27 protein-coding genes, 1 other RNA gene and 1 pseudogene are annotated in these 26,250 nt (G+C 44.3%); 17 read left to right on the top strand and 12 right to left on the bottom strand.

Annotated elements, in window-relative coordinates:
* Entirely contained in the window at positions 1 to 339 is a 339-nt protein-coding gene (gene bamE / locus AC1RKC_RS13885; protein WP_012146393.1) for an outer membrane protein assembly factor BamE, read from the top strand.
* A gap of 114 nt (positions 340 to 453) precedes the next feature.
* On the opposite strand, the gene AC1RKC_RS13880 is transcribed toward bamE, so the two are convergent.
* Entirely contained in the window at positions 454 to 738 is a 285-nt protein-coding gene (locus tag AC1RKC_RS13880) for an RnfH family protein (RefSeq protein WP_020828272.1), read from the bottom strand.
* A complete protein-coding gene (locus AC1RKC_RS13875; RefSeq protein WP_020828273.1) occupies positions 731 to 1,165 on the bottom strand; it encodes a type II toxin-antitoxin system RatA family toxin in 435 nt (144 codons plus the stop codon). The genes AC1RKC_RS13880 and AC1RKC_RS13875 overlap by 8 nt, the downstream gene beginning before the upstream one ends.
* 161 nt (positions 1,166 to 1,326) lie before the next feature.
* On the opposite strand from AC1RKC_RS13875, the gene smpB reads away from it, so the two are divergent.
* The 10 genes and pseudogenes from smpB (at position 1,327) to AC1RKC_RS13825 (ending at position 14,023) form a co-directional block, all read left to right on the top strand.
* The gene (smpB, locus tag AC1RKC_RS13870) at positions 1,327 to 1,809 is read left to right on the top strand and encodes an SsrA-binding protein SmpB (RefSeq protein WP_020828274.1); all 483 of its coding nucleotides are present in this window, start codon (positions 1,327 to 1,329) and stop codon (positions 1,807 to 1,809) included.
* A gap of 49 nt (positions 1,810 to 1,858) precedes the next feature.
* Positions 1,859 to 2,222, top strand: a transfer-messenger RNA (tmRNA) gene (gene ssrA, locus AC1RKC_RS13865).
* 190 nt (positions 2,223 to 2,412) lie between these two features.
* Positions 2,413 to 3,608, top strand: a pseudogene (locus tag AC1RKC_RS13860) (integrase domain-containing protein); the annotation flags it as partial.
* A 168-nt stretch (positions 3,609 to 3,776) separates the two neighbouring features.
* Positions 3,777 to 4,136 (top strand): hypothetical protein, encoded by a 360-nt coding sequence (locus AC1RKC_RS13855; RefSeq protein WP_493092618.1) that lies wholly within the window; start codon positions 3,777 to 3,779, stop codon positions 4,134 to 4,136.
* Complete coding sequence (locus AC1RKC_RS13850; protein WP_493092617.1) at positions 4,126 to 4,719, top strand: ABC-three component system protein; 594 nt, start codon at positions 4,126 to 4,128, stop codon at positions 4,717 to 4,719. The genes AC1RKC_RS13855 and AC1RKC_RS13850 overlap by 11 nt, the downstream gene beginning before the upstream one ends.
* Positions 4,719 to 5,216 carry an ABC-three component system middle component 5 gene (locus tag AC1RKC_RS13845; protein WP_493092616.1) on the top strand — a complete coding sequence of 166 codons (498 nt, stop codon included), beginning with the start codon at positions 4,719 to 4,721 and terminating at the stop codon, positions 5,214 to 5,216. Before AC1RKC_RS13850 ends, AC1RKC_RS13845 begins: the two co-directional genes overlap by 1 nt.
* Positions 5,206 to 7,125, top strand: a complete 1,920-nt coding sequence (locus AC1RKC_RS13840; RefSeq protein ID WP_493092615.1) for a hypothetical protein — start codon at positions 5,206 to 5,208, stop codon at positions 7,123 to 7,125. The genes AC1RKC_RS13845 and AC1RKC_RS13840 overlap by 11 nt, the downstream gene beginning before the upstream one ends.
* A gap of 605 nt (positions 7,126 to 7,730) precedes the next feature.
* Positions 7,731 to 8,171, top strand: a complete 441-nt coding sequence (locus AC1RKC_RS13835) for a nuclease-related domain-containing protein (protein ID WP_493092614.1) — start codon at positions 7,731 to 7,733, stop codon at positions 8,169 to 8,171.
* Positions 8,172 to 8,570: 399 nt separating this feature from the next.
* The gene (locus AC1RKC_RS13830) at positions 8,571 to 12,575 is read left to right on the top strand and encodes a DEAD/DEAH box helicase (protein WP_493092613.1); all 4,005 of its coding nucleotides are present in this window, start codon (positions 8,571 to 8,573) and stop codon (positions 12,573 to 12,575) included.
* Positions 12,572 to 14,023 carry a hypothetical protein gene (locus AC1RKC_RS13825; RefSeq protein WP_493092612.1) on the top strand — a complete coding sequence of 484 codons (1,452 nt, stop codon included), beginning with the start codon at positions 12,572 to 12,574 and terminating at the stop codon, positions 14,021 to 14,023. Before AC1RKC_RS13830 ends, AC1RKC_RS13825 begins: the two co-directional genes overlap by 4 nt.
* Positions 14,024 to 14,669: 646 nt before the next feature.
* Here AC1RKC_RS13825 and AC1RKC_RS13820 read toward each other — a convergent pair.
* Genes AC1RKC_RS13820 through AC1RKC_RS13810 form a run of 3 tightly spaced genes read right to left on the bottom strand, consistent with a single transcriptional unit; the run spans position 14,670 to position 16,857 of the window.
* Positions 14,670 to 15,806 (bottom strand): HlyD family secretion protein, encoded by a 1,137-nt coding sequence (locus AC1RKC_RS13820; protein WP_493092611.1) that lies wholly within the window; start codon positions 15,804 to 15,806, stop codon positions 14,670 to 14,672.
* A 6-nt stretch (positions 15,807 to 15,812) separates the two neighbouring features.
* Positions 15,813 to 16,163, bottom strand: a complete 351-nt coding sequence (locus AC1RKC_RS13815) for a DUF3302 domain-containing protein (protein WP_020828276.1) — start codon at positions 16,161 to 16,163, stop codon at positions 15,813 to 15,815.
* A gap of 40 nt (positions 16,164 to 16,203) precedes the next feature.
* Entirely contained in the window at positions 16,204 to 16,857 is a 654-nt protein-coding gene (locus AC1RKC_RS13810) for a DUF3313 domain-containing protein (protein ID WP_258090508.1), read from the bottom strand.
* A gap of 136 nt (positions 16,858 to 16,993) precedes the next feature.
* On the opposite strand from AC1RKC_RS13810, the gene AC1RKC_RS13805 reads away from it, so the two are divergent.
* Positions 16,994 to 17,929 carry a LysR family transcriptional regulator gene (locus AC1RKC_RS13805; protein ID WP_020828278.1) on the top strand — a complete coding sequence of 312 codons (936 nt, stop codon included), beginning with the start codon at positions 16,994 to 16,996 and terminating at the stop codon, positions 17,927 to 17,929.
* 190 nt (positions 17,930 to 18,119) lie between these two features.
* Here the strand turns inward: AC1RKC_RS13805 and AC1RKC_RS13800 are convergent, their stop codons facing one another.
* Positions 18,120 to 18,905, bottom strand: coding sequence for a MipA/OmpV family protein (locus tag AC1RKC_RS13800; protein ID WP_052730602.1), 786 nt, complete (start codon positions 18,903 to 18,905; stop codon positions 18,120 to 18,122).
* 264 nt (positions 18,906 to 19,169) lie between these two features.
* On the opposite strand from AC1RKC_RS13800, the gene AC1RKC_RS13795 reads away from it, so the two are divergent.
* Positions 19,170 to 19,841 carry a winged helix-turn-helix transcriptional regulator gene (locus tag AC1RKC_RS13795; RefSeq protein ID WP_046372807.1) on the top strand — a complete coding sequence of 224 codons (672 nt, stop codon included), beginning with the start codon at positions 19,170 to 19,172 and terminating at the stop codon, positions 19,839 to 19,841.
* 26 nt (positions 19,842 to 19,867) lie between these two features.
* Here the strand turns inward: AC1RKC_RS13795 and AC1RKC_RS13790 are convergent, their stop codons facing one another.
* Positions 19,868 to 20,320 (bottom strand): GNAT family N-acetyltransferase, encoded by a 453-nt coding sequence (locus tag AC1RKC_RS13790; protein ID WP_187961828.1) that lies wholly within the window; start codon positions 20,318 to 20,320, stop codon positions 19,868 to 19,870.
* Between the two features lie 161 nt (positions 20,321 to 20,481).
* Between AC1RKC_RS13790 and AC1RKC_RS13785 the strand changes: the two genes are divergently transcribed.
* Positions 20,482 to 21,216 carry a class I SAM-dependent methyltransferase gene (locus AC1RKC_RS13785; protein ID WP_020828282.1) on the top strand — a complete coding sequence of 245 codons (735 nt, stop codon included), beginning with the start codon at positions 20,482 to 20,484 and terminating at the stop codon, positions 21,214 to 21,216.
* Positions 21,217 to 21,320: 104 nt separating this feature from the next.
* Here AC1RKC_RS13785 and AC1RKC_RS13780 read toward each other — a convergent pair whose 3' ends face one another.
* Both AC1RKC_RS13780 and AC1RKC_RS13775 read right to left on the bottom strand, forming a co-directional pair.
* The gene (locus tag AC1RKC_RS13780) at positions 21,321 to 21,827 is read right to left on the bottom strand and encodes a DUF1543 domain-containing protein (RefSeq protein ID WP_041414871.1); all 507 of its coding nucleotides are present in this window, start codon (positions 21,825 to 21,827) and stop codon (positions 21,321 to 21,323) included.
* A 211-nt stretch (positions 21,828 to 22,038) separates the two neighbouring features.
* On the bottom strand, positions 22,039 to 22,317 hold the full coding sequence (locus AC1RKC_RS13775) for a GNAT family N-acetyltransferase (protein WP_020828284.1): 279 nt from the start codon (positions 22,315 to 22,317) through the stop codon (positions 22,039 to 22,041).
* Positions 22,318 to 22,435: 118 nt separating this feature from the next.
* Here AC1RKC_RS13775 and AC1RKC_RS13770 point away from each other — a divergent pair, with 118 nt between their 5' ends.
* Positions 22,436 to 22,849 (top strand): DoxX family protein, encoded by a 414-nt coding sequence (locus AC1RKC_RS13770; protein ID WP_020828285.1) that lies wholly within the window; start codon positions 22,436 to 22,438, stop codon positions 22,847 to 22,849.
* Between the two features lie 49 nt (positions 22,850 to 22,898).
* Here AC1RKC_RS13770 and smrA read toward each other — a convergent pair whose 3' ends face one another.
* Positions 22,899 to 23,471, bottom strand: a complete 573-nt coding sequence (gene smrA / locus AC1RKC_RS13765; protein WP_401661864.1) for a DNA endonuclease SmrA — start codon at positions 23,469 to 23,471, stop codon at positions 22,899 to 22,901.
* A gap of 173 nt (positions 23,472 to 23,644) precedes the next feature.
* Here smrA and AC1RKC_RS13760 point away from each other — a divergent pair, with 173 nt between their 5' ends.
* Entirely contained in the window at positions 23,645 to 23,983 is a 339-nt protein-coding gene (locus AC1RKC_RS13760; RefSeq protein WP_020828287.1) for an MbeD/MobD family mobilization/exclusion family protein, read from the top strand.
* 66 nt (positions 23,984 to 24,049) lie between these two features.
* Positions 24,050 to 24,496 carry a DUF1198 family protein gene (locus AC1RKC_RS13755; protein WP_020828288.1) on the top strand — a complete coding sequence of 149 codons (447 nt, stop codon included), beginning with the start codon at positions 24,050 to 24,052 and terminating at the stop codon, positions 24,494 to 24,496.
* Positions 24,497 to 24,523: 27 nt separating this feature from the next.
* Here AC1RKC_RS13755 and AC1RKC_RS13750 read toward each other — a convergent pair whose 3' ends face one another.
* Both AC1RKC_RS13750 and AC1RKC_RS13745 read right to left on the bottom strand, forming a co-directional pair.
* Positions 24,524 to 24,862 (bottom strand): DUF2002 family protein, encoded by a 339-nt coding sequence (locus tag AC1RKC_RS13750; RefSeq protein ID WP_020828289.1) that lies wholly within the window; start codon positions 24,860 to 24,862, stop codon positions 24,524 to 24,526.
* 267 nt (positions 24,863 to 25,129) lie between these two features.
* Positions 25,130 to 26,134: a helix-turn-helix domain-containing protein gene (locus tag AC1RKC_RS13745; RefSeq protein ID WP_493092647.1), complete on the bottom strand. Its 1,005-nt coding sequence runs from the start codon at positions 26,132 to 26,134 to the stop codon at positions 25,130 to 25,132.
* Positions 26,135 to 26,250: the final 116 nt, after the last annotated feature.

Raw genomic sequence — 26,250 nt, 5'->3', positions numbered from 1 at the left:
ATGCGCTGTAAAACGCTGACTGCCGCCGCTGTGGTTCTTGTGATGCTGACTGCAGGCTGTTCTACTTTTGAGAAGGTGGTTTACCGGCCTGACATCAACCAAGGGAACTACCTGACGTCAACCGACGTAGCTAAAATCCAAAAAGGTATGACCCAGCAACAGGTCGCTTATACATTGGGAACCCCAATGCTGCAGGATCCGTTCGGTACTCAGACGTGGTTCTATGTGTTCCGCCAGCAGCCGGGTCATGAAAATATCACCCAGCAAACTCTGACGCTGACCTTTAACAGCGCGGGCGTATTGACGGATATTCAGAACAAGCCTGCGCTGACCAAATAATCAGTACAGGAACTGTCGTCCGGCCCGTGAGGGACGAATCAAGTTCTTCATGACAGTCACAGGCTGCAACTCGGAAGATAAAATTCTGATAAAAAATAAGGCGCACTCAGCGCCTTATTTTTTTGCCTTCTCTGCCCGTTGACGGCGCAGTTCTTTGGGATCGGCAATCAATGGGCGATAGATTTCCACCCGGTCGCCATCATTGAGCACATCGCCCAACTTGGCCGGTCGGCTATAAATGCCCACCTTATTACTTTGCAAATCAATGTCACTGCGCAGTTCCAGCAATCCGGAGGCCACAATCGCCTGCTCAACATTGCTGCCCTCTGCCAGTTTCACATTGCGCAGATACTGACGCTCCGGCAAGGCATAAACCACCTCAACTCGTATCTCAGACACTGTAAACCTCTTTCGCCCGCTGGGTGAATGCCTGCACCATATTGCCGGCCAACTCTTTAAATACCTTGCCGAACGCCAACTCGATCAGTTTGTTGGTAAATTCGAAGTCCAGGTGCAGCTCAACCTTACAGGCTTCCGGACTGAGCGGCGTAAAGTGCCAGCCCCCCATCAACTTGCGGAACGGGCCATCAACCAGTTGCATATTGATGCTCTGGTTATCCAGCAGCGTATTGCGCGTGGTAAAAGTTTTGCTGATACCGGCTTTGGCAACGTCCACCGCGGCGGTCATTTCATTGTTGGACGCGTTAATCACCCGGCTACCGGTACAACCTGGCAGAAAATCGGGATAAGAATGAACATCGTTAACCAACTGATACATCTGCTCGGCGCTGAACGGCACTAACGCAGACCGACTGATCTGGGGCATATCATTTCCTGTGAGACACAAAACATACAAATCATACCATTTATCTATCGGCAAACAAAAAATCTGCTATGCAAGACAGGAGCCAAAAATGCGAAAAATTGCGCAGGTGCTGAGCGGTAAAGGATTTCTTTCGCTGACGCATCCAGTATAATGAACGCACTATGACAAAGAAAAAAGCTCACAAACCTGGTTCAGCCACCATTGCGCAAAACAAGCGAGCACGTTTCGAATACTTCATTGAAGAAGAAATCGAGGCGGGCCTGTCCCTGCAAGGGTGGGAAGTCAAATCGTTGCGTGCCGGCAAAGCCAACCTCAGCGACAGCTACGTGACCTTCCGTGACGGTGAAGCCTATCTTTTTGGCGCCACCATCACGCCGCTCAGCGTGGCTTCATCGCATGTGGTCTGCGACCCGACACGTACCCGCAAACTGCTGTTGAACAAGCGCGAGCTGGATTCGCTGTTCGGCCGCGTTAACCGTGAAGGCTATACCGTTGTAGCCCTGTCCATGTATTGGAAAAATGCCTGGGTCAAGGTCAAAATCGGCGTAGCCAAAGGCAAGAAAGAACACGATAAGCGCGATGACATCAAAGATCGTGAGTGGCAGACGGCGAAAGCCCGTATCATGAAGCACGCCAACCGATAAGCCTCTGGCTTAACGGGTTAAACTTCTGGTATACTGCACAAAGTTACTTGGGGCTGATTCTGGATTCGACGGGATTTGCGAAGCCCTAGGAGCATGCCGAGGGGCGGTTGGCCTCGTAAAAAGCCGCAAAAAAATAGTCGCAAACGACGAAAACTACGCCCTAGCAGCTTAATACCCTGCTAAGAGCCCTCTCTCCCTAGCCTCCGCTCTTAGGACGGGGATCAAGAGAGGTCAAACCCAAAAGAGATCGCGTGGATGTCCTGCCTGGGGCTGAAGCGTTAAATCCAATCAGGCTAGTTTGTTAGTGGCGTGTCCATCCGCAGCTGACCGGCGAATGTAAAGATTGGACTAAGCATGTAGTGCCGACGGTGTAGTAATTTCGGACGGGGGTTCAAATCCCCCCAGCTCCACCAAATAGGTCACCGGTGACCCCAGATAGATCCGGTGGCAATAACGAAAAAGCCCGCAATTCACTTTGCGGGCTTTTTTGTGTCTGTAGTAGTCCAAGAATATCCGGCTAAATCCGGGGGTTTATTGGCATACGTTCAGGTATACGTTAAAAGGTATGCCATAAACGTATACCAATTATGGAAGAATCCTTACATGGCGCGGACTACACGCCCCCTCACACATACCGAAGTACAAAAAGCCAAAGCAATCGAGAAAGACCTCACCCTACACGATGGTGACGGTCTGTTCCTGTTAGTCAAAACCACCGGCAAGAAATTGTGGCGCTTCCGCCACCTTCGCCCCGGCACCAGTTCACGGATTATGGTTAGCCTCGGTGCCGACCCTGCCTGTCACTTGCCGACGCCCGGCAAATACGTGCCGAAAAGCTCGCGATACTGGCAAGAGGCATTAACCCACAGGCCAAAGAAGCAGAAGAGGCGAAACAAAAGCAGGTAGCCCAAGAAAGCATTTTCCTGAATGTGGCAAAACAATGGTTTGCGTCGAAGCAGGCCAGTGTTATCGCTAAGCATGCGGAAGATATCTGGCGTTCTCTTGAAAAGGACATACTGCCATCTATCGAGAATGTTCCGGTTCAGGACATTAAAGCACGTTTGCTGACTCAAGTGCTGGAACCTATCAAAGCCCGTGGTGCATTAGAGACCGTCCGGCGTTTGGTGCAACGCATCAACGAAATCATGATTTACGCCGTCAACACCGGTTTGATTGATGCTAATCCGGCTTCTGGCATCGGCAATGCGTTCTAGCGCCCTAAGAAGCAGCATATGCCGACCATACGGCCCGAAGAACTGCCTAAGCTGATGCGCACAATCTCGATGAGCAATTTATCAATCCCAACCCGTTGCTTACTTGAGTGGCAGCTACTTACGCTTATACGTCCTGCAGAAGCCTCGGCAACCGCATGGGCTGAGATCGATATAGAAAACCGTGAGTGGCGCATCCCGGCAGAACGAATGAAGGCTAAGCGTGAGCATATTGTTCCACTCTCAGATCAGGCACTAAATATACTCGAAATCATGCATCCTATCAGTAGTAACCGTGAACACGTTTTTCCTAGCCGCAATGACCCACGCAAGCCGATGAACAGCCAGACAGCAAATGCAGCATTAAAACGGATAGGTTATGGCGGTAAGCTTGTTGCTCATGGATTACGATCTATCGCTAGTACGGCCATGAATGAGACTGAGTTTAATGCTGACGTGATTGAAGCTGCGCTTGCACACTGTGAAAAAAATGAAGTTAGGAGAGCATATAACCGTTCGACATATCTTGAACAACGCCAAAACCTAATGGCTTGGTGGGGGAACGAAGTTTATACAAACAAACCGTTAAAAGCCAAAGTAACTCATAACTTAATGAATAAATTGGATATTTTATACAATCCCTCAGAAAACAAAGTCAATATAAGAGGTTGATTTTGTGATCTATTTGCTGGTATATGCCTTTTACTCTTGATATCATTAGCTTTACTTAACTATTATTGTAATGGGTTACATATAATGGAATACGGTAATTTTTTAAAAAAAGCATTAAAATATAATGCGCCATTAACTTTAGTTATTTTCCTTTTGGTATGGTTACTCCATCCAATATATAGCAACATAGAATTAATTTCTCACAATCCAAAAACATCAATTTTCTTAGTTTTAATAATAGCTAACTTCTCAGTTATTGCCCTATGGTTAACAAATAAAAAGGAAATCCAAAATAACGTATTTGAAGATAATATTATTGAAGGGAACAAGGCAAAGAAAAACATAAAGATATCTAGCTCTGGTAATATACGAAAAAATAAAATAAAAAACAATGAAACTGATGGTGAATTAGTTATTGGCAAGAGTGATAAAGATGCTAAATAATAACTCAAATGATAGCTCACAAAAAATAACTGAAAATGAAATCTCTAATAATAAATCCGGTGAAGACATCATCATCGGTAATAGTTATAAATTTAGTGAAGTTAAGGAGCGAAGAAATGCCCTACTTCAACTTCTGACTCGCTCAAAGCAACTTTGTGATGCCGATCCTGAATATAGATATATGCTTGAAGAGCTAGAGGATTTTCTTAAACCCCGCCCAGGTAGAAATATTATTGGTCTTAAATCAAAATTAGAGGAAGGGAATAGATTAGACCTCTTGGAAGAAGGCGGTTTTTTAGAGAATAAATTTGCCAGAAGGGTATCGCGAGGACAATTTTCTATTAGTGATGAAATTATTTACTTTCATTGCTTGAGTAAAATTAACTCATCTTTTACATCATACATAAAACCACTGTTTAAAAACACAGTTGATGATGCTATAATTGACAGGTTGATATATGAAAAAATTGTCATTCCTCTTTACGAAGAAGTTTCCGAAGCATCTATATGTGTTTCTGTTGACTTAATTAGAGGAATGATTTTCTTTCTAACCGGTAAATGTCACTTGAGGTGGGTAAGTTAATGATTATTTATCATCCATTTAAAGATGCTAACCATTGTCTTTATAGACTAATTAGCATTCTATATAAAAATGAAAGCCTCATTTCAGAAGATCTTCTCAGTTTTATGGATTTTTATTACCTTTTCCCTAGCCAACTAAAAAAAATAACCGGATGGCCTAGAGCAAATTCAAAACTATATAAGGAAGTTAATAATATAGATGAATCCTATGAGATTATAGACAACCCACGCAGAATATTCTTTGAGCTTAGGGATATAAGAAAAAACACTCTTGCATATTTACTTTCAAAAAAAATAGTTATCGTGAAAAATGATAACTATCTAAAACTAGATGCTAACAAGCTCCCTTTGGAACTATCCAAAAAGATAGAGTTAGACACATTTAGAAAAACTGTAGAATATAGTTTAATAACAAAAGAGCTGCCTAAGATAAAAATCAAAGGAAAAACAGGATTAAAATTCAAATCAAATTTAATGGAATACAGATATGATTCATAATGTTTCTCGGATAAAACTGAACAGATTAGTAATTGTTAAAGATACAAAGCGTATCTACGATCAACTTTTCCATGAAGGTATCAATATAATTAGAGGAGAACATTCAGTCGGGAAATCAACTATTCTAGATTTGATATTTTATGTGTTAGGTGGTGAGCTAAAAAAAGATGATTGGAAAAAACCAGCAGATTTATGCTCCACTGTTAATGCTGAAGTTTTAATTAATGAACACATAATTTGTTTATCAAGAGCGATAGACCCATCAGGTGCAGTTCCTCACATAAGAGTTTATGAAGGCACCTATGATAAAGCTATGCAGGATACGTTAGGATGGATAGATTACGGCCCGAGAAGAGGAAAAGATAGACAAAGCTTTTCTGAAATAATATTCGAGCTGCTTAACTGGGGACAGTTTAAATCAGACGACTATTCTAATTTAACTATGCACCAAATTTTAAGATTGATTTATCTAAGCCAATCATCAGATTCTAATAGAATATTCAGAAAAGAATCAAATCGGTCTGATAACGAGAATACTAGAATTGCTATTGCCGAATTTCTTTTCGGCTTAGACGACTTAGAGACTCACTCATATAGACAAAACTTGCTTAGGTTAGAGCGAATTTATGAGAGTACCGGCTCAGAACTAAGAACATATTTTTCAATATTAGGTGATGACGCCGATCTTACAGTTGATAAAATAAAAGATGAAATAAGCGAGATAAGAAGTGAGTTAAACGATATAGATGATGATAGAAAAATACTTCTTGACTCAAATGGTGATGTTTACGGTGACGACAAAAATACTTTAAGTGAAGAAAGAAGAAACTTGTTCACCGAGATACAAGAACTAACCTTTAATATTAATGATGCCAATAAAAAATCAGATTTATTAAAGAATGAAATTCAAGATTGTTTATTTTTTGGAAAAAGCATCCAATTTAGAATAAAATCACTAACTGAATCTCAGGAAGCATACAAGGCATTAGGGCAGGTATCCTTTGAATATTGCCCATGCTGTTTTTCACAGATTGAAGTGGCTGAAGAAAATGATGGTGGCTGCATTCTTTGCAAATCAAAGAAAACAATCGACTCCTTAGAAGGGAAATATATTGAAAACCTCAATGAGCTTCAATACCAGAAAAGACAAAACGACAATATCATTGAAGAAATATCAGAAAAAATAGAAAAACTAGATACTTATTTAAAATTAAAAGAACAGCGTTTGGAACTCTGTCAAAACAGACTGTTTGAAATAAGTTTAGTTTCAAATAGTCGAGAAATGGCCTTGTCAAATATAATTGAAGGGAGAACAGAAAGACTAATTAAAATAGGGAACCTTGAAGATAAGATAAAATCAATATCAAAAGTTGATGAATTAAAAAAACAAAGGGAAGAGGTATCCCAATCAATCACCAACCTGCAGGGAAATATTGCAGCCCTTGAGGAAAAGAATAAAATCCGTAGGGATTATGTTTATAAATCACTATCTGATATAGCCACATCAATGTTAGAAAAAGATACGCAAAATGAGGAAAATTTCCAAATAGCAACAATACTAAACTCTGAGATAGATTTTTCAAAAGACAGATGGCTTTTAGATGAAAGGGTGAACTACTCAGACAGCTCAAACGTTGTGAAAAAAGCATCTTTGCACCTTTCCTTTTTAATATTTTCATTGAAAGACAGTACATGTCGTTATCCACGATTCTCAATTATGGATTTTGAGTGCGGCGATATAAATGAAGCAAGAAGCCATAACTTACAAAAACTAATAGTATCCTCCCTTAAGGGGTTCAGTAACTACCAACTGATAATGACAACATCAAAAGTCGATGATAGCCTTAATAACGATGCATATGGTGTTGGCAGGTACTACAATAAAAACGATTATATTCTTAAAGTATAAATACATCTTCACAAGCCTCAGCTTATTTACAGCATGAGGCTCGTGAACACTTATAATTAACGTGCATGTTAGACTTCGGAATCAATCCTAATCACTTCTTTTAGAATATTCTGATATCTGTCTTGTGACTGCCTACTAGCAACTTAAATTAACCCGACTATATATTAATTTCAAATGGGTTTATACGTACCGCGCGCAATACTCCCTCGCCTACGCGCTCTGACTTTATCATGCACATTTCATGCAAGACGTAGAGACCCTGTAAGCCCTTGTGGCGCGGGGTTTCGGCTGTTTTGAAAGGCTGGGGATTCATGCAAAATCATGCACCCTATGCATGCACGCTCGATTTAAGGCAGGCTAGCCAGAAAAAAGGCTGCTTTCGGGCTTGGGGAACGGTAAAAGCCCCGCAGCAAAATCAGCATTGCAACGGGGAGCAGGTCACAAAGATCAATCGGTGCTAACTCAAGGGTAACAGATCAGAAGGTTGTTACGTTTTAATCACAAAAAGAATAGATTATAATGCTGTGATTATGAACCATAATTGAAGGCTAACAGTAGCCAATGCGGTCACAGTTAGTTAGAACACTGTTATTACAGGACTAATAATGGAAATAAAATGCTTAGACCCTTTAGGAATTAATGGCTACGAAAGAGAAGCTAATGAAAAGCTTGAAGCTACTTTGCCAAATACTTGGAAGGGTTATTCTTCTTTAGAAATGCGCGGTAGACAGAGCAATGAGTTTGAAGGCGATCTAATTTTAATTACGCATGATAGAATCATAAACGTAGAATTAAAAAAATGGTCTGGGAAAATATTCTCTAACGATGGTAAATGGGTTGTGCAGTTCCCAGATGGCCGAGAAGAACACCGTAGTAATGGTGTACGGCAGGCAAGGAGATCGGCTCAAATTTTAGCAACTAAATTGAAAGAAAGGTTAAATAACCGTTTTGTCCCGTGGGTAGATTATTGTGTAGTGCTCTGCGGGTCTGCTACAAAGGATGATCTCCCATCAGATGAACAGGAGTACGTATTTACGTTAGAATAATTCTCGAAAATTGGCGATGATAAGGTTTACAAACAATACTTCAAAGACAAAACATGGACAATTAAACGTAAGGAAGATGCCCCTAATAAAAACTTAAAGCAATGGGATAAAATTTTCTCTAATAATAGCGCAGATTTCAAAGCAAAGAATTACTCAGTAAACAATTACATACTACAAGGAAAACATTTATTTCAGCACAGAGATGGACTATACGCTGAATATCAAAGTCAACGGTCTGATAATCCCAATTATAAAGCTATTATGCGTAGGTGGGACTTCACGTCTCCATGTATCATTGAGCATGCTAAAACACCTGAGCAACGATCGCTCATTGCACATAGGGAAAGTGATGTACTGGGTTACATAAGTAGCCAAGATGAAGACCTCAAGGATACATTCTTGAGACTAGAATATTTACCAAGTGAATTATCATCTGACTTCGTGGAGTTATATGAATGGCCAAATAAAAAAGAAAGACTTGATACATTCATTAGAAAAAACAATAAAAAGCTTACTGATGAAAATAGACTAAATCTAATTCAAGCTCTAGTCAATCACCTCGCAAACCTTCATGATATTGAAGTCGCACACCGTGACATTGGCAATCATAGCATCTGGGTGTCATTGCCAAGTAAGGTAGTACTATCAAATTTTCTAACTGCAACATATCCAGACCCACAAAATAAAACAGTATCAAATATCCGTAAAATACTTCAGCACAACCAAGTATCCACACCTGAAGAATTGTTTGAAGATACAGATGGTACACATTTTACTCGTGATGTATATTTGGCTACCGCCGCTTGCCACTATATTGCATTTGGTAAACCACCAATAAAGGAAGATGGAATTTACCTCTGGCAACCAATTAAAGATAACCCAATTAGCATACAACTTGAGAAATGGTTTGAAAGGGGGTTAGAGCTAGAAGCTGCGGCCCGCTTTAAGGACTTACGAGAAGCCTTAACTGAACTAAATAAGCTATTGAATGTTGGTGAGTCTAGTAGTGAAGATAAATTAGGTTTACTTTCAACTTATCACTCATCAAAAAATATATATGTCAATTTTGGTAATACTAATCATGTTAAGGCTGAAGGAACTTTCATTTTTTTAAAAGCAGCTGATGAATCATTTGGTTTGAAAGCTTGGTTTGGTATCAATGATGTCTCGAATGATGGTGGAGTAAATAATCAATTATTGTCTTTTTTCAACAGACTTGACATCAGGAAAAATGCTGACCTAAAGTGCTTACCAAAAATTATAGATTATGGCCTTAATCCACAAATGACATGTGCTTTTATCCAATTCGAGTGGATAAAAGGCATTACCTGGCAGCAGTTTACAATATCTAGTAGCATTGATATTTCTATATTGAGAATTAAGGAATTATTATCTTCACTAATAGAGATACACTCCGCAAATATATATCATGGTGACATTCATCCTGAGAATATTATCGTTAATGAGAACGGTTTGTTCTTTATCGATATTATAGAGTTCGATGAAAATAAATATACTCCTACTTACGCACCTTCTAACCATGAAAATCTCTCTAAGGCGAGTATAGATCGCTACGCTGTGGTAAAAATAATTAATGAATTGGCTAATTTGACGCAGTTCACACATTTACTACAATATTTAAATGAATTAATTAAACTTCCTGAAATTTCTCACCAAGAAATCATAAAGCTACATGATGAGCTAGAGGACATAATGACGCCTCCTCCTCTAAAACTTGTAGCCACCTATAATGTTTATCATAAAAATCTTCAAATCAAACAAGGAACATTCTTGTCTGATGATGGTAAATATTATTTAGATATCGAAGTAAATAAAGGTAAGGATAACAATCTAGTTTCAATTCGAATTACGGGTGTAAAACATAGATTGAGCATATTAGTGCATCCGGAAAAGAAATTCATTGTATCCGCCAATCTTGATGAAATCAGACATAATGATTTCATCAAAAACAAAAAGAGATCAACTCTAGAATTAAATGGAGAGATTCATTTTTGTAAATATCAAAGTGAATCTTCTGAAGATTTTTTTGATATAATTCTTGAAAGCCCTACATACAAAGAACTTTTGAATAACGACATAAACTCCGAAGAGAATAGTTCTAGTGGCGACTTGCTTGCTTTATCTAATATTAAGAGTTCAAAAGTAACAGATGTGAGAGTTGTATGGAAAGCTCTAATTGATACCGAGCATGAAAGTAATCCCAGAGTTGAAATATCTACAGACCCCCGAATACAAGGTGATAAGTACATTTTCCAGTACACTAGTGAAGGTGCTACTTTAGATTTCAACCTTAATACTGAGCGTGTATTTGTATACTCTGATAGACATGGTGAACTTCGAAGGATTGGAATTATTGCAGATATTGGTCCAAATTCGATGGCGATAAATATCTGGGGTAAAGCTCGAATTGAGCTTGGTGATACCTTAGTTCTTGAAGGGGCATTGTCGGCATCGTCATTAAATAAGAGAAAATCAGCAACAGAAAACCTTGTCAACAATCGAAGTATTATAAGTAATATCGCAGATTACTTCTCACCCGGAGCCAATGTAAAGCCTTCAGAGCATAAAGAGCCAACTGATGCACAACTCGATTTATATACCGAATTAGATCATGATGGCAATGTGCTCTTTAAGCTAAATGAGCAACAGAAAGATGCATTTAAAGGTTTATATAAATATGGACCTATTAGCTTACTTCAAGGCCCTCCGGGAACTGGTAAGACTGCATTTATTGGATCTTTTATACACTATTGTATTTCAAATGGAGCCAGACGAGTACTTTTGGTGAGTCAGTCACATGAGGCTGTGAACAATGCTACAGAGAAAGTTAAGTCATTATTTGGAAGGAATGATACATCGATAGATATTGTGCGTCTTGGCGATCAGCATGTCCTTTCTGAACAGCTTGATGATGTGGGAGAAAAGGCCCTTCAAGAACATTATAGAGATAGATTTAAAGCTGAATATGAAGAACGCATCGCCAAAGTTGCGCAGGAAATAGGTTTAGATGAGGAGTTTACTCGCATTGCTACTGAGTTTGAAAGATCATTTGGAAAACAATTAGATCGTATTATTTCTCGCATGAAAGATACAGATAGTGATTCGGAAATCGCTTCAATAAAACACATTAAAATATTTCGTGAGAAGCTACCTGAATTCTTCGTTCGCAGAGCAGACCTTGTTCTTAATCTAGATAATATTGAGCTTGCCAACTATCGAGAATTCATTTATTCAGCGTTAGCAAGACACTATGAAATTTTCTCAGAAAACTTAATATCAAAGTTTAATAACATCATTTCTATATCAAATGAGTGGCTGAGTGTTATGGCTTCAAGTCAATCTCAATTCCAAAACTTCTTAGCCAAAACTCGAACATTAGTATGCGGTACCTGTGTTGGGATCGGCCGAAATCATTATGGAATTCAAGAGAACATTTATGATTTAGTTGTTATTGATGAAGCTGCCAGATCCCCTGCAAGTGAGCTTGCAATAGCAATGCAGGTCGGACGTAAAGTCCTCCTTGTTGGAGATCACAAACAGTTACCACCTTTGTTCGATGAAGAACATATCAAAGCAGCAAAAAGAATATTACCAAACGTTAGCACTGATGAGTTAAAGCGCAGTGATTTTGAAAGAGCCTTTGTTTCCACTTACGGGAAAACTGTTGGCCGATTTTTGAAAGTCCAATATAGAATGATACCGGCTGTTGGAAACTTAGTATCAGAATGTTTTTACATAGAAGAAGGTGGTTTAGAAACTGGTAGAGGTAAAACTAAAAAGGCTTATTTGGAGTTGTTTGAAGATGTATGCACTCCTGTAACCTGGATTGATACGAGTAAAACTAAAAAGAATTCATTTGAATCTAGACCAACTACAAAAAATGCGAATCATAAGAGCTACATTAATAAATATGAAGCAGAAATAATATTGGAACTTCTAAATAAGTTGTCTTCAAACAAAAATTCCGAAGATCTCTTGATTGAAGACAACGATCCCAAAATTGGTATTATTTGCATGTATGGCGAACAAGTTAGATACCTGATTAGAGAAATTAATAGAGTAGCCTGGGCACGAACGTTATTAGAAAGGGGAATCATTAAAGTAGATACAGTAGATAGTTATCAAGGTAAAGAAAACGATATTGTCATCGTTTCCCTTGTTAGAAGTAATTTGAACGGTAGCCAAGGATACGTAGCGTCAGAAAATAGAGCGAACGTGGCACTGTCTCGCGCCAAAGAGGCATTATTTATCATTGGCAATTCTGATATGTGGAAAAATCGTAATGAAGGCTCAGCCTTTGGTCGAGTATATAAATATATTTCAGAACATAATAGTGAAGAATATTCTGTTATCAATTCATCTTCTTTGGAGGTCAAAAAATGAGAATAGCATTAAATAAGGTTTGCTTTGGTCTACCAATGAAGTCTTTTTTTATGGATTACACTGTTAGTAAGAAAAGAGAACTACCTGTAGTTAAAGAGTTCGTGATAAGGCTGATTCATACATTATCCTCAACGACCTTAGATACAATACAAGGTTACTTCGGCCTGACAAATAAAGAGATTCTTGCAATTATAGATGATTTACAAGAAGAAAATCTGATTGAGTGGCATGAAGGAAAAGTGAAGCTTACTTACTATGCGATGAGTAAGTTTACAGAAGAAGACGGAAACCTGAGGCCTACTTTTTTTGAAGTAACCGATGAGACTTCACCTGTTGAGTTTGAACTGTATAGTTTTAGAATATTGTCTAGTGATGTCAGACGTTCCAGTTCACAAGATTTTAATATTTCACTGAACTTACCAGATGAATGTTATCGTAATTTATTGAACAAAGCGCAAAGCGCGTTCGATACTAACTTCAATTTATTCAGAGAACTAGTTCTGAAGGAAGATGTTTTTTCAGAAATAAAAGAACTTTATAAAATAAATCAGGTTACAGATCGATACGATGCGACTCTACCTCTTGAGGTCGAATATTTCATAGACACTGAATCACCAAGTACTCTGAGAATGGAGTATGCTTCCAAAACAGTTGATGAATGGGATGAAGATAAGTCCTTTTTCTCTATAATGGATTCAACTATTGAGGTTGATGTGGCGAAAGATCAGCATGATAGTTTTAACGATTATCTTGCTGCATCAAATGATCCATTCCTCATTCAGTATTGGGATGATGGTGCTAGAACTCTTGATATTAAGGCTTTAGTTAATCATTATGAGCATGGATTAGCAAAAATAAATGATGATACTTTTATGCTAATTGGTAATTTTTACACTGAAAGTAATAGGGAGCTTTTATCTTATAGGATCAAGTCTATATTTAAAGATAAACCAGAGAGTTCAGGTTTGATTTGGCTCACAAATTCAGAATCTAAAACATGGGGGAAAACCACTGATTTAAATAAATTAATAGATGAAATCTACGCCTTTTTCGACAAAAGAAAGAGTACATCAAAAGTTGTATTAGGCATGACTTGTAATAGTTTTCAAGAATCGATTGCGCTAAGTAATAATTTTTGGAAGTTATCTAATGTCGAGCTGCTGGACCTCCCTATTCAATATGGTGGTGAGGATGCAGAATTTTTAATTATCCCTGGTGTGCTGGTCGCAAGTTTATTCCATTTTAAGTTGAATGATAAGCGGGGGGTTTCTCTTCCGGTAGGATACGTGAGTTTTGAAAATAAAGTAATTTCAGACGTATCGAACAACCTTCTGAATTGGACTATACTTCAAACCAGTTATAATGACTACTTTGAGAAAAAGGATGTAAAGGAAGATCAGAAAGTCAGAAATAAGTATTTCATCCCAATACTTCAGCAAAAACTATAGTGTAGTAGAGACAATTCAATCACAAAGCAAAAGCTTTATACTCAGTGACATACTCAACCTGACCCAGCGTTCTAGGGTCAGGTAAATAAATCATATTTCTTTCTATCTTATTTTATTTAGTAGGACTAGTTTATAAATGTAACATATCCATACGAAGTTTACTCCCCCTCTTCGCTAATGGAAGAGCCTCTAACTTCCCTTCAAGTGCTATGAGTAGATTGTGCGAATGTATGAAGGTACTGGATACCTAAAAACTCCTAAGTAGATCTACAAAATATTGTCTGTTGATTAGGTTGAGCATAAAATACTCGGTCAATTTTAAGTGGGTATTTGTAGGGAATACTCCCATACCGCGTCCTATTTTCGTGTGCCGCCACAATCCCATAACACTCACATTGAGCATGCTGCAGAGCGTCAACAAGCATGTTAGTATCATGCGTAGTGTTGTGGCTCTGTTTTAGGGTTCCTATTTGGAACCCTAAAATAACCTATGAAAAATACAATAATATCAAATAATTGCAAAAACAATCACAGGGACGCCAGCCCAAATAGGTCACCGGTGACCCCAGATAGATCCGGTGACAATAACGAAAAAGCCCGCAATTCACGTTGCGGGCTTTTTTGTGTCTGTAGCGCACACTGGTCGTTAGTGATCCAGATAGAGATAATGCAGCCAGCTGGTCATGCGCAGCAGGACTTTGCGCATGATGGAAAGATGCTCAAAGTGCTCGGTGTAGACCGCAGCCTGTGCGATAACCCCATCGGGCAATTTGTCCAGCGCGGGAACAGGGTCTAAATCGATCATTACGTAAACCCCCTCCTGCTGAGCGCCAACGTTTAGCCCTTGCATAACACCACTGGCCTGATAGCTGCCGTCGGGGACTACCGGCAGCACCCGCGTGACCGAGCCGCCATAGATTTTCCCCGGCAAACCGTTAAATACCACCTCGGCTTTATCGCCCTGGGTTAAACGCAGGATCGAGTTTTGACGGAATACCGCCACCACCTGCCGTTTTTGCTGTGGAATAAAAATCATCACTGGCTTGAACGGCAAGCGCACTGCGGTGGTGCCAGGCCGAGCCAGCACCTGGGTAACATAACCCTCGCTGGGTGCTCGAATGGTCGTTTGTTCCAAATTGTAGGTCGCTTCCGCAATCTGTGATTTCAGGCTGGCAATGCGGGCGTCCTCACCGTTGTAGTGGCCCGAAAGCCGCTCCTGCGCCTGCTGATGCTGAGCTTTGGCAGCCTGCAGCGCTGCAGATTGCGCTTGATACTGCTGCCGGGCATGGCTGATGTCTTGTTCCGAGAAAGGGTTAACTGCCATTGCCGCGCCTTTGGCGTAACGCTGATAATCCTGGCGCGTGCGTTCATACTCGGCATAAACCCGCTGCACATTGGCCGAGGACTCATTTAGCGTAGCCTGTCGTGTTCTGACATCCGCCTGCGCGCTGGCAAGATCTGCCTGCAGCTTGCTCAGCCGGGCACGGTAGCGGGTATCATCCAGGCGAAACAGCACATCGCCCTTATGCAATAGCACATTGGTCTTATCCGTAACCTCGGCAATCACTCCCGATACCTGGGGAACAATGGGCACCGAAACAGCGATTTTCTGCGCCCGGTAGGTATAAGGATGGTTGTAATTCATCCCCAGAATCAAAGCTCCTACGATAAAAATGCCGCCCAATACCGCGGTCGGCACGGTCCATTTATTGATGGGGATACGGAACAGTTTGAAAACGCCGTAGCTCAGCGCTACGTAGCTGAGAATAATTAAGAGATCCATACCCTTTCAACACCCTTTATTGGACGACGAGCTTTCATCCGCAGCGGGCATCTGCATTCGCTGCAACTCGCTTTGTAACTGATGAATTCGCGCTTGCAGCACTTCAGGGTGTTCGGCCTTCTCGCTCATGCCCCAGCCCCGCTCTGGCCGATATAACGTCGCCCAAATCCACAGCAGTGGCCAAATAGCATGCAGGGTAAACAGGCTGACCCAGCCTGCAACGTGAATGGCATCCTGATGGGGATGTTGCCGTTTTTTGGCCAGCAAATAAGGAATATCGTGAATAATTATCACGCCGTAAAATAAAATCAAAAACACGGCGATCAATACGCCTAAAGCAAAATAATCTAGAAACATGCTACACCCTGGCTGGTAACGCTAAATAACGCATCGAGGCTTATGTTGTCTTATACTCTTTGATATCTTTGGCAATGATATCAATGGCATTTTTAACATCGTCCACGGTGAGTTTTGCCTTTTCATTATTCAAATTATTTCCGGACGCTTTGCGCACCACTTTGATAACCGGCTGATTAGTCGAAGCATCGATAAACTCGCCTTCCATATACACAGAGCTCTCCATGGTGCGGTGACCGGTTACGCTCTGTGTTGCCGCCACCAGTAGCGTGATTGGCAGTACCTCATACACTTGAAGCCCTTTCTTATGGGTATCGATAGCCGTTATAGCCCCTCGGAAAATAAGCGTATTTTCACGTGGCACATCTTCTAAGATAAAATGGGATGCCATGGACTGCTTAAACTGCTGGTTGGTGTAGTTCAGGATATTATCAAGTGCGCGCTGGCTTACCATCTCAGTGGGTTTCGGACGCGGGAAATAGATCATCGGCTGATAAACCAAATATTTATATTTAGAATAGTCAACGTTATTTTGTTTCCAATATAAAACGTCCTTACCGGAGGCCGATTCCCCCTGGGTAATATCATTGTAATTATTCAGGAACGTAGAATACTTTTCTTTTTCGGTGACCTTGGATGAACAAGCGGCCAGAATGAATACCAAGGGCAAAATGGCCGCACGTTTTTTTCTCATCATAACTTCCAATATTAATTTAATAAGCAATAAATAATTAATCGAAATAGTACCCGCTAGTGACTGATAAGTCATATGACAATACAGGCAAAAATGTATATCATTTTTGATATACAAAATCAGACTGGCGCGTAGAGTGAAATCAAAAGACTTCAAGATCGACGAACTCAGGATCGTTCGCTGCATTGCCGAAACGGCCAGCGTCAGCAAGGCCGCTCAGCGGCTAGACATGCCACAGTCAAATGTGTCGCGCACCCTGACGGCGCTGGAGCGCCGGCTTGGCCTGGAGATCTTCTTACGCACCCCGCGCAGCTTGTCGCTAACCGAGTTTGGCGAACAATTTTTACGCCGAGCCACTCAGCTGTTAGATGAGCATAACGATCTGCTCGATATATCAGGTACCTATAAACGCAGTCTGAATGGCATGGTGACGCTGGGCGCACCAATTGGTATCCATTCATTCCTGACCCGTTATCTGCTGCCGCCGCTGTTACGCGAATCGCCGGAGCTGATCGTCGATTTGGTCACCCGCAATCCGGATGAACGCGAGAAGAAGTACGGTGCGGTATTCGACAGTGACTGCGATCTGTTGATCAGTTTCTTCCAGCCGCAAAATGAAAGCCTGATCGCCAGGCCCCTGACCCGTTTTCGCGTCGGGTTATTTGCCTCACCGGACTATATCGCGAACGCCCCTCTTGTCGAGCCAGAGGAGCTGACTGCGCATCGCTGCATTACCTTGCGGGTGCTGGGAGGGAGCCACAATACCTGGAGCTGTTATAGTTCTCAGGGCCAATTGATGCAGGTAGCAGTCACCGGCAGCAGCATATGCGACAATATTCTGCCGGCCATCGAGCTGGCAAAACAGGGGCTTGGCATCGTCTATGCCCCTTATTACTCCGTCGCTTCTGCGCTAGAATCGGGGTCACTGATGCCTTGCATTGAACGTGAGCGCTGTATCGATATGCAAGCCTTTCTTATTTATCGCCAGCGTGGGGTGTTACCCCACAGGGTTCAGGTGATGATGGACAGCATCATGCATAATATGAAATTGCATGAGCAGCGCCTGATTTAGCGATAACGGCCACAAACACTAAAAGCAAAACCCCGCCGAAGCGAGGTGATGCTGTTCGTCTTTCCGAACCGTCGACAGTTACTCGTTTACCGGTCTTTCCCGATCGTCACTTCGCTCGCAACCTGGTCGCGTCGCCAGAGCAGACAGGCACGCATGCCCTGAAGGCGGCACAGGCTTACTAACATGTAGCTTAAAATCGGTATCCACCGCCCAGTAAAGCCTGGCTGGAGATATCTTTATCCACCATTGGGCTATCGGTGATTTCACTGCTCAGCTGCACGGCACGCACTGACGCCAAGGCATACCAATGTTCGTTAAACTGGTAGTTGGCGCTCAGCTCCACATAAGGGCTCCAGCTCTCTCCGGCCGAATACGTTGAGAAACCGCTGCTTTTTGCCTCCGCATGGCCAATGCCATAGTAGTAATCGTTCTGGTTACCGTTGTTGTAGACCGCGCCAATACCGGGAACAAGGCGTAGCTTGCCCGCCTTGATTGGATACAGGAAGGCCACGTCCCCTACCACACCGTTACTGTTATCAAGGGTATCACCAGCCAGCGATGCGCGAATAACCCCCCATTTTTCTTTATGGGTGAAGGCCATCCCGGCCATTACTGTGCCATCGCGCTTATCCAGCTTTTTCATTTGGCTGTTATTGCTATCATCCGGATCAAAACCCAGGGGGGAATAATAGGTGATGATCGAAATCTGATCCTTTGGCATATTCAGCAGATAATATCCCGCCGCCAAAGAGTGAATATAAAAGTTCCCTTTCTCATAGTTTAACGTGGGCAATCCCTGGGTTTTAGCATCGGTATCAACATAACCATAATCATTCACCATCGCAGCTGCCCCTAAGGACCAGCTCGCTGCAACTGAAAAAGGCGAATAAATAAGGTAAGCGAAAATTAGCGAAAGCGAAATACTAAACTTACTCCCCCTAATACGAGGAGTTAGAAAATCTGAGCACGGTTTCATTATTATCATCCATAGTGGGAGCATCAAACGCCGTGCATACTACTCCACCAGGGTAATTGTCTGATAGCGGCTTAAGTGTCCAAAAATGCACACCAGGCAACAAATTGATTTTTAATCATATTCACCCTATTTTACCATTCACTGCCCGCCACCACCCACCAGACAGAGCTGCATAATTGCATAGCTACAAGGCATAATATAGTATGCGGAAAAATTCGACCCTGGCTTCACCGTAATAAATTTACGCCCCTGGAACATGACATTATGGAAACAGACGTTCTCTTCACTCTTGGGAAAAGAAACTCAGCCACTTTATTTAATAAAGATGATAAGCCGATAGAGCATATCTTGGCGATTAAGCACGCCTTAATGCCCTATGGTAAAAAATGTTCTTTTCCAGCGGGCAAAAAAATTCGCTTATTTCACAATGGCATTCGGCATTGGTTCTTGCTCCAGTCCGGTGAAATGTCCGCATGCCGCGACAGTGATGGTTTGAAAATAGCCAACTTTAGAGAACCCTCGCTCGCCGGTATCGCGGAAACCTTCTTCCCTAAAGAGTTGATCTTTTTCCTGGCCGAATCACCGGTTGAACTGGTGATGTACCAGGAAAGTGATGTGCTGGAAACGCTGGCACGGGAAAACCTTTGGCAAAACTTAGTGCATATACAAGCCTATGTCATCCAAGTTCTGAGCATCCGCGACAGGTTATTGTCAGGCAACGATGCCTACGAGGTTGTCTGCAATCACTTGCTGATGCTAATGAATGAAAAAGAAGCCTTTCGCTTATCCACTACGGTTCCACGCTATATTCAGCAACGAACGCAGCTCTCGCGCAGTGGCATCATGAAAATATTATCTGACCTGCGCAAGGGAGATTATATTACCGTCGAAAAAGGTATTTTGCTGGCGGTTAACCGGCTGCCAAAGCGTTATTAACTGGCTATCAGAGCCCGTTAATCCTCTTACAGATCCCGTGTATACACTCGCGAAGCCTCACCCCAGGGGTGGTAACCCAACCCATTAAAGGCAAACCCCTGTTTCTCGTAGTAGCCTTCCAGATCGGTACACAAATGCAACTGTGGGAAACCCAGCTGGCGAGCCTCATCCGCTACATGGTTAATCAACAACGTGCCGTAACCGCGGTTACGGTGGGCCTCCTCCACATACAGCGCGCACAGCCATGGATAGAGTTCACCGCGGCTAATGAAATCATTGGTGATTAATCCTGCGCACCCCAGGATCTGACTGTTATCCACCAGCAAATACCACTGCGGCAATGGATTAGCCGCACCGATGCAACGAGTGATGGCATCCTCATACATCATCAGCGTTTCTTCCGAAGCCCATTGTTGTTGGAAATAACCGATCGCTTGCTGTTTAAACTCGGGGGACTGACGCACCGAAATAATCTTCATATCTTTTCCTGAGGTGATTTTTCATTCTTTTTCTGGCGTAAAATTATGCGGTAACCCGTGAAGGTTAGCACGACCTTTATCATGGAAATCAGCAGGGTGGGCAGATAATATGGCGACGCTGCCCCTTAACCGGCAGCGATTTCACCAAAACAGGAGTCATTATGACGCAAAATATTTATGACAATCAGGCCTTCTTCGACGGCTATGCTCAGCTCAGCCGCTCGGTGAACGGGCTGGACGGCGCACCGGAATGGCCGACTATCCGCAGCATACTGCCGGATTTGCACGGCAAGCGCGTAGTCGATCTCGGGTGCGGCTACGGGTGGTTCTGCCGCAGCGCTCGTGAACAAGGTGCCGTAAGCGTACTGGGGTTGGACGTCTCAGAAAAAATGCTCGGTAAAGCGCAGTCGATGACCCAGGATGCCGGCATTGAATACCGCCAGCAGGATCTGGAACAGCTTCAGTTGCCGCAGGCGTCTTTTGATATCGCCTACAGCTCACTGACGCTGCACTACATCGAAGATCTGGCGCGGTTGTTCGCCACGGTTTATCAGGCGCTGGCGGCTGGCGGGCAGTTTATCTTCACCGCTGAGCACCCCATTTATACCGCACCGCAGCATCAGGGATGGTGGGTCGATCAAAACGGGCAGAAGTCGTGGCCGGTTAACGGCTATCAGCAGGAAGGTCAGCGGATTTCAAATTGGTTGGCAGATGGGGTCATCAAGCAGCACCGCACGCTTGGCAGCTACGTAAACTTGCTGATCCGGCAAGGCTTCGTCATTAGCTATCTGAACGAATGGGGCCCTTCGGCTCAACAAATCGCAGAAAACCCAGCGCTGGACGAAGAAAAAGAGCGCCCAATGATATTTATTCTCGCCGCTCATAAACCTGCTTAATGCTTTTTTTCCGCAATAAATCCTGAACACATCCAATATTGGGGAGGCTGCCTCCCCCCAATGGCTTAGGCCGCGGTTGCAGGCATCGGCGCCGCTATCACGTTCTACTCGCCGATCGGCAAATAGCCCTGCCACAGCGGTTGCGCCGCTTTACCCTGCGCATTGGCCTGCAAATGAACATGGTAACCCTGCAGTGACTGCAACAGCAGGCAATCATCCACCTCTGCCAGATCATCCTTATGCTGCTTGAAGCTGCCGGTCAGTAGCGTCTGCTTGGCTTTTTCTTTGGCTTCATCCGCACTGTGCGCGACAAACAGGCCAAACTCGTGCAGCTCAGCCAACTCGTCACTGCGGTAACCGCCCACGTTAACGAAGAACAGCTTCTCCGGCCCGACGAACGGCTCTGCCTTCAGCGCCACGTCATAGCCATCCGCCCATTCAATACGCGAATAGCCATCAACATGCACCTTGTTCTTATCGCCAAACCATTTCTCGCGCAGCAAGGGATAAGCCTGTTCTGGCCGCTCCGCTGCAACGAATTGTACGTCGTGCAATTCGATATTGGCACCCGGTGCGGTGCCGCCCACATAGAACATCAATAATCCCGGCATTAGATTGCTATCCCTCTGTTTTAATAATCGTTATGTAATATATTATATAGCGATTATTATGCAACCAGCGCTGCCACAAAGAGCGAGTTCGCTATTGGGGGAAAAGCTTATCAGCATGGGTTACGCGCAAAGACCGCAGGTTCCGGCCAACGCAGTGGTAGCAACTTTGGCATGTGCTGAGCAGCGGGACGTGGTTACGCCCCGCTAGGTTTCAGGCGCGTATATCCTGATATTCTGGCGTGGTGTCGAATTCGTGTTTGGCGAACGGGCATAACGGAATGATTTTGCGGTTTTCCGCGCGCATTTTGGCAACCACCAGCGCCACCAACTTTTTACCTACCCCCTGGCCTTTTAGCACTTCGTCAACCCAGGTGTGATCAATGATGGTTAATTTGTCGCCGCTGGGCACAAAAGATATCTCGGCAATCATCTTCCCCTGCTGATCGTTTATATAGAAACGCTTTTCATCTTCCAAAAATTTAAGATCCATAGAATTTATTCCTATAAAAAAGTGCGTAACTCTCGGTTGTCGCTACAACAAAGCCAATATTAGTCTACTCTTTAATCAGTAACACAACATAATTGTGACAGTGGCTGAGGAGTTCAAAATGGGTGAAAGCTCAAAAGACGGCGTTATTCTGCTATCCCGAATATTGTTGATGATCCTGTTTATCATATTTGGCTGGATGAAGCTGGTTGGCTTTGGTGCAACCGTCACGGCAATGGAAGGGTATGGTACGCCCATGCCTTATTTAGCGGCGATTATCGCCGTGGTGGTGGAGTTCTTTTTCGGCATTGCGCTTATTCTTGGGTTATTTACCCGCCCTATCGCGGTTATTTTTGCCCTTTACGTACTCGGCACCGCGTTTATCGGCCACCCATTCTGGAAAATGACCGGCATGGAAATGATGGGCAATGAAATAAACTTCTTCAAAAACATCAGCATTATTGGCGGGCTGTTGCTGCTGGCGGTCACCGGCGCCGGACGTTATTCGCTGGATTATAAATTCTTCAATAAATAACCCCCACCAGCCGGTGGCCCCGCTACCGGCTGGCCTTCTGTTGCCCCGTTTATCGACTACGTTTGGCGTGACGTTCGAAGTTATCGGCTTTCGCCTGTGCAGATTTGCGCAACGTCACGTAACAGGCACCTTCACCGCCATCGCGCGGCAACGCCCGACAAAAAGCCTGCACCTGCTCAAACTGGGTCAGCCACTTGGCGACATAGCTGCGGATCACGTTGGCGTGGCTTTCATCATCTCGCCCACGGCCGTGAACGATCAGCAGCGAACGCAGACTTTGCTTTTCCGCCTGCACAATAAAACGGAACAGAGCTTGCCGACAGGCCTCCACCGGCTGTTTCAACAGGTTCAGACTGGCCTGTGGCGGGTAGCGGCCATGGCTCAGCTTGTCGAGCACGCCCTGTTGAATGCCCTCGCCTTTATATTCCAACGGTTGCTCACAGGGGATCAGTTCGAGAAAGCCGGTACTGAGAAAGTTTTCCTGCTGCAGCGCCTGCGCTTCACGGCGCGCGCGCTTATCCATGGTCTCCTGCGGCTTCAAGTACAACGTCTCGGGACCACGGGATAACGGAATGACATCCGCCATCGCCTGTTCAAAAAAATCTTTGTCTTGGTTGCTCATCTCAAAGCCACTCTTGGACACTAAGCCTTTCATGCCGGAATAAGCCTGATTGTAAGACCCACAGCTCCGGTTGCAAGCCGGGAATTTTCCGCAATCGTCGTCAACGGGTGAGGTTCTGTGCAGTTTTCGTTATACTGCAAAACCATTATTGAGTGCCGCAAAGGATCGATCCCATGAAAATGCGCGAGCTGGAAACCCAGTTTCAAAATGCCATGAGTGAGTTGCAGGCCAGCTTCGAAAAGCAGCACCGTGAATGGCAGCACAGCTATCAGGCCCTGCAGCAGTTGCTGGAAGAGGCTAAACAGCGCGAAGTCGCACTGCGTATGCAGAACGAACAGTTGGTACGCAAGCTGAGCACCGCCAGTTCAGTGCCGGAGCAGCACGCATTGGTGAAGCAAATTAAAATGCTGGGCGCCCATCTGGACGCACTGGCCAAAGATGCCGCCAGCTTCAACCACCACCTGCGCAATCAGCAGCGGGCAGCCGACAATTTCAGCGGCGAACAGCGTTGACACCGGGCGCTGTCCTGCAGCGCCTCCTGCCAAATACTGGCGTTCCGAGAGTGTAATAAATCATAAATGACCTGGATCATCATCGCTGCCCTGATCGTTGTATTTATTATTGGTTACCGCATTCTGACTTCCGATACCCGCAAAGCCATTGACTCTCTGGCCCACCTGTTGAAAGTGAAACCTATGCTGATTGAATCGATGATTCAGGAGATGGGGAGCCGCAACAGCCAGACCTTTATCCGCATGCTGAACAACGGTTACACCGAAGAGATGCACCAGGCGGCCTATTTGCTGTTTATCTATCTGACCTTTATCAAACAGGCAGACGACCACCAGATTGCCCTGTGGCGGGAAACCCTGCTGCGTGCCGGTCTGTCGCCAGAGTTACATGCCGAGCACACCGAAGCCGCGCTGTTTTATTTTGCCGATCTGGATATCGATGCTTTCGAGCTGGCACAGTTCCGCCGCGCCTACAACGAGCGTTTTAACCAGGAAGCCATTGCCAATTGGTGAAGATGTCCCCCGCAGGCGGGGGAGGCATTACAGAAACATGCTGTAGATATAGCGCGAAAGCGCGTCACGCGAGCTGAAACCGTGGGGAATGCCATAACGCGCACTCGGGGTATCGCTGCTTAAATCCAGGGGAAACTCAAGGTACTGATCGCTGGTGCGTATCGGCGAGGTCGGCGTGGCGAAATGCACGCTTTTCTCTTTCAGCGCCGGGTGGATCACCAACGCGGTTCTGCCCATCCGCGCTTCACGATTCACATACACGTAGTGCTCACCCTTGCGGTAACCATAGGCTTGATCGGTGACATAATCACGCTCAAACCCCGTATTCTCCAACACTCTAGCCACTTCATCCGGCCGTAAATACATCGATTTCTCCTCTCGTTCTGGACCGCTGAGCGACCTTACCGTAATCATGAGATGAAACAATAAATTTTTCGGTATGGATGTGGGTTTAGGAATATTCCTTAACTAGGTATTTTGCCGTTTTTGCAACAGCAGGCGCAGCGTCAACATCACGCCCGGAAACACCCTCAGTACCGTAAAATTAAGAGATCTACGGCACGCCCGTACGGCTCATCAACAGCATTTAGCATAGCTCCGATCCAAACCCGGCAAGGGATAACAAAGTATTATTTAAAGCCGCTGTTGTTGCCTGCGCCATTCACTTGGGCTCACACCCTGAATGCGCAAGAATTCGCGGTTAAAATTCGATTTGGTAGTGAATCCGGCCTTTTGCATAATATCAGTCACCGGCTCATCACCGGTGAGCAACCACTGCGCCGCCTGACGAATACGCAGTTGATTCACATATTGCGACACATTCATTCCCGTATGCCGATTGATAGCCTGCGAAACCCGTCGCGCCGGCAAGCCCACCTTGCGCGCCAGCCGGGCCAGGTTCAGCTCAGGCTCCAGGTAGAAGTCATCTTGCCGCAGCCGTTGTTGCACCCGCTCAAACCACTCGGCCAGTTGATCCTCATCTTCCCCCCCGCTATCCGCCGTTTCCGATATGACCTCAACCGGGCTTTCCGCAGGTCGGCTGCGCGACAGCACCAAGCATAGGCTCAACGCCACCAACAGATTATCGATCGTTGCCAGCCAACCGGCGTGCCGCCCGTCAAACAGGGAAAAGTCGAGCGCAATCACCCCTTCGGCTACCGCCACCATGATCAGCAAGCCCCCCAAACCGCGCCACAGTCGATAGCTCAGCCAACTTTCCGCCAGCGCCACCTGCGGCAAAGCGTTTTCACCGCGCCGCAACGCATACAGCAATGCGGCTCCATACCCCAGATAACCCCCGACAATCATGGCATCCAGCAAAAAGGGCGCCGTCAGGCTGGCCAACAGCGTCAGGCACAGCGGCATCAGATGCCACAGTTCGCGCCGCCGCAAACGGCCCTGGGTGCTCACCAAAAACGCGACATAAGCCAGTGAAGGGATCGCCATCGCGCCGAACGGTTGCAGCCCATTGAATTGCGTTATGCCGTAGCCATAACGGATACCCACCAGCAGGCTTTGCCACGCGCACAGCAACAACAATAGCTGAAAGACCCAGCGCCGCGCCGTTGGACGACCGAGGCGATACAGCAGCCCCAGGCACAGCAGACCGAACAGAAATGTGAGAGGAATAAGCGGCATCATCAAGGTCTTGTCGTTTGCACACGGAATCAACAGTGTACTGTTAAAACAATCATTTAACGACCCGGATCGCGATCGAGGTCGCCGGATGGCACCGCCAATGCCACCCTCTCAAT

Source organism: Serratia sp. GW822-FHT06E05 (assembly GCF_058799445.1).
Note: the sequence above shows the minus strand (reverse complement) of the source record. Positions and strands in the feature narration are given on the sequence as shown.

Bases quoted from the DNA above. Each gene is read 5' to 3' on its own strand.
- AC1RKC_RS13840 (WP_493092615.1), top strand. From the start codon at position 5,206: ATGATTCATAATGTTTCTCGGATAAAACTGAACAGATTAGTAATTGTT.
- AC1RKC_RS13790 (WP_187961828.1), bottom strand. From the start codon at position 20,320: ATGAAGATTATTTCGGTGCGTCAGTCCCCCGAGTTTAAACAGCAAGCG.
- AC1RKC_RS13750 (WP_020828289.1), bottom strand. From the start codon at position 24,862: ATGTATTTACGGCCGGATGAAGTGGCTAGAGTGTTGGAGAATACGGGG.
- AC1RKC_RS13760 (WP_020828287.1), top strand. From the start codon at position 23,645: ATGAAAATGCGCGAGCTGGAAACCCAGTTTCAAAATGCCATGAGTGAG.
- AC1RKC_RS13785 (WP_020828282.1), top strand. From the start codon at position 20,482: ATGACGCAAAATATTTATGACAATCAGGCCTTCTTCGACGGCTATGCT.
- AC1RKC_RS13775 (WP_020828284.1), bottom strand. From the start codon at position 22,317: ATGGATCTTAAATTTTTGGAAGATGAAAAGCGTTTCTATATAAACGAT.
- AC1RKC_RS13855 (WP_493092618.1), top strand. From the start codon at position 3,777: ATGGAATACGGTAATTTTTTAAAAAAAGCATTAAAATATAATGCGCCA.
- AC1RKC_RS13820 (WP_493092611.1), bottom strand. From the start codon at position 15,806: ATGGATCTCTTAATTATTCTCAGCTACGTAGCGCTGAGCTACGGCGTT.
- AC1RKC_RS13835 (WP_493092614.1), top strand. From the start codon at position 7,731: ATGGAAATAAAATGCTTAGACCCTTTAGGAATTAATGGCTACGAAAGA.
- AC1RKC_RS13810 (WP_258090508.1), bottom strand. From the start codon at position 16,857: ATGAGAAAAAAACGTGCGGCCATTTTGCCCTTGGTATTCATTCTGGCC.
- AC1RKC_RS13780 (WP_041414871.1), bottom strand. From the start codon at position 21,827: ATGCCGGGATTATTGATGTTCTATGTGGGCGGCACCGCACCGGGTGCC.
- AC1RKC_RS13755 (WP_020828288.1), top strand. From the start codon at position 24,050: ATGACCTGGATCATCATCGCTGCCCTGATCGTTGTATTTATTATTGGT.
- AC1RKC_RS13875 (WP_020828273.1), bottom strand. From the start codon at position 1,165: ATGCCCCAGATCAGTCGGTCTGCGTTAGTGCCGTTCAGCGCCGAGCAG.
- AC1RKC_RS13815 (WP_020828276.1), bottom strand. From the start codon at position 16,163: ATGTTTCTAGATTATTTTGCTTTAGGCGTATTGATCGCCGTGTTTTTG.
- bamE (WP_012146393.1), top strand. From the start codon at position 1: ATGCGCTGTAAAACGCTGACTGCCGCCGCTGTGGTTCTTGTGATGCTG.
- AC1RKC_RS13825 (WP_493092612.1), top strand. From the start codon at position 12,572: ATGAGAATAGCATTAAATAAGGTTTGCTTTGGTCTACCAATGAAGTCT.
- smrA (WP_401661864.1), bottom strand. From the start codon at position 23,471: ATGAGCAACCAAGACAAAGATTTTTTTGAACAGGCGATGGCGGATGTC.
- AC1RKC_RS13850 (WP_493092617.1), top strand. From the start codon at position 4,126: ATGCTAAATAATAACTCAAATGATAGCTCACAAAAAATAACTGAAAAT.
- AC1RKC_RS13745 (WP_493092647.1), bottom strand. From the start codon at position 26,134: ATGCCGCTTATTCCTCTCACATTTCTGTTCGGTCTGCTGTGCCTGGGG.
- smpB (WP_020828274.1), top strand. From the start codon at position 1,327: ATGACAAAGAAAAAAGCTCACAAACCTGGTTCAGCCACCATTGCGCAA.
- AC1RKC_RS13795 (WP_046372807.1), top strand. From the start codon at position 19,170: ATGGAAACAGACGTTCTCTTCACTCTTGGGAAAAGAAACTCAGCCACT.
- AC1RKC_RS13770 (WP_020828285.1), top strand. From the start codon at position 22,436: ATGGGTGAAAGCTCAAAAGACGGCGTTATTCTGCTATCCCGAATATTG.
- AC1RKC_RS13800 (WP_052730602.1), bottom strand. From the start codon at position 18,905: ATGAAACCGTGCTCAGATTTTCTAACTCCTCGTATTAGGGGGAGTAAG.
- AC1RKC_RS13845 (WP_493092616.1), top strand. From the start codon at position 4,719: ATGATTATTTATCATCCATTTAAAGATGCTAACCATTGTCTTTATAGA.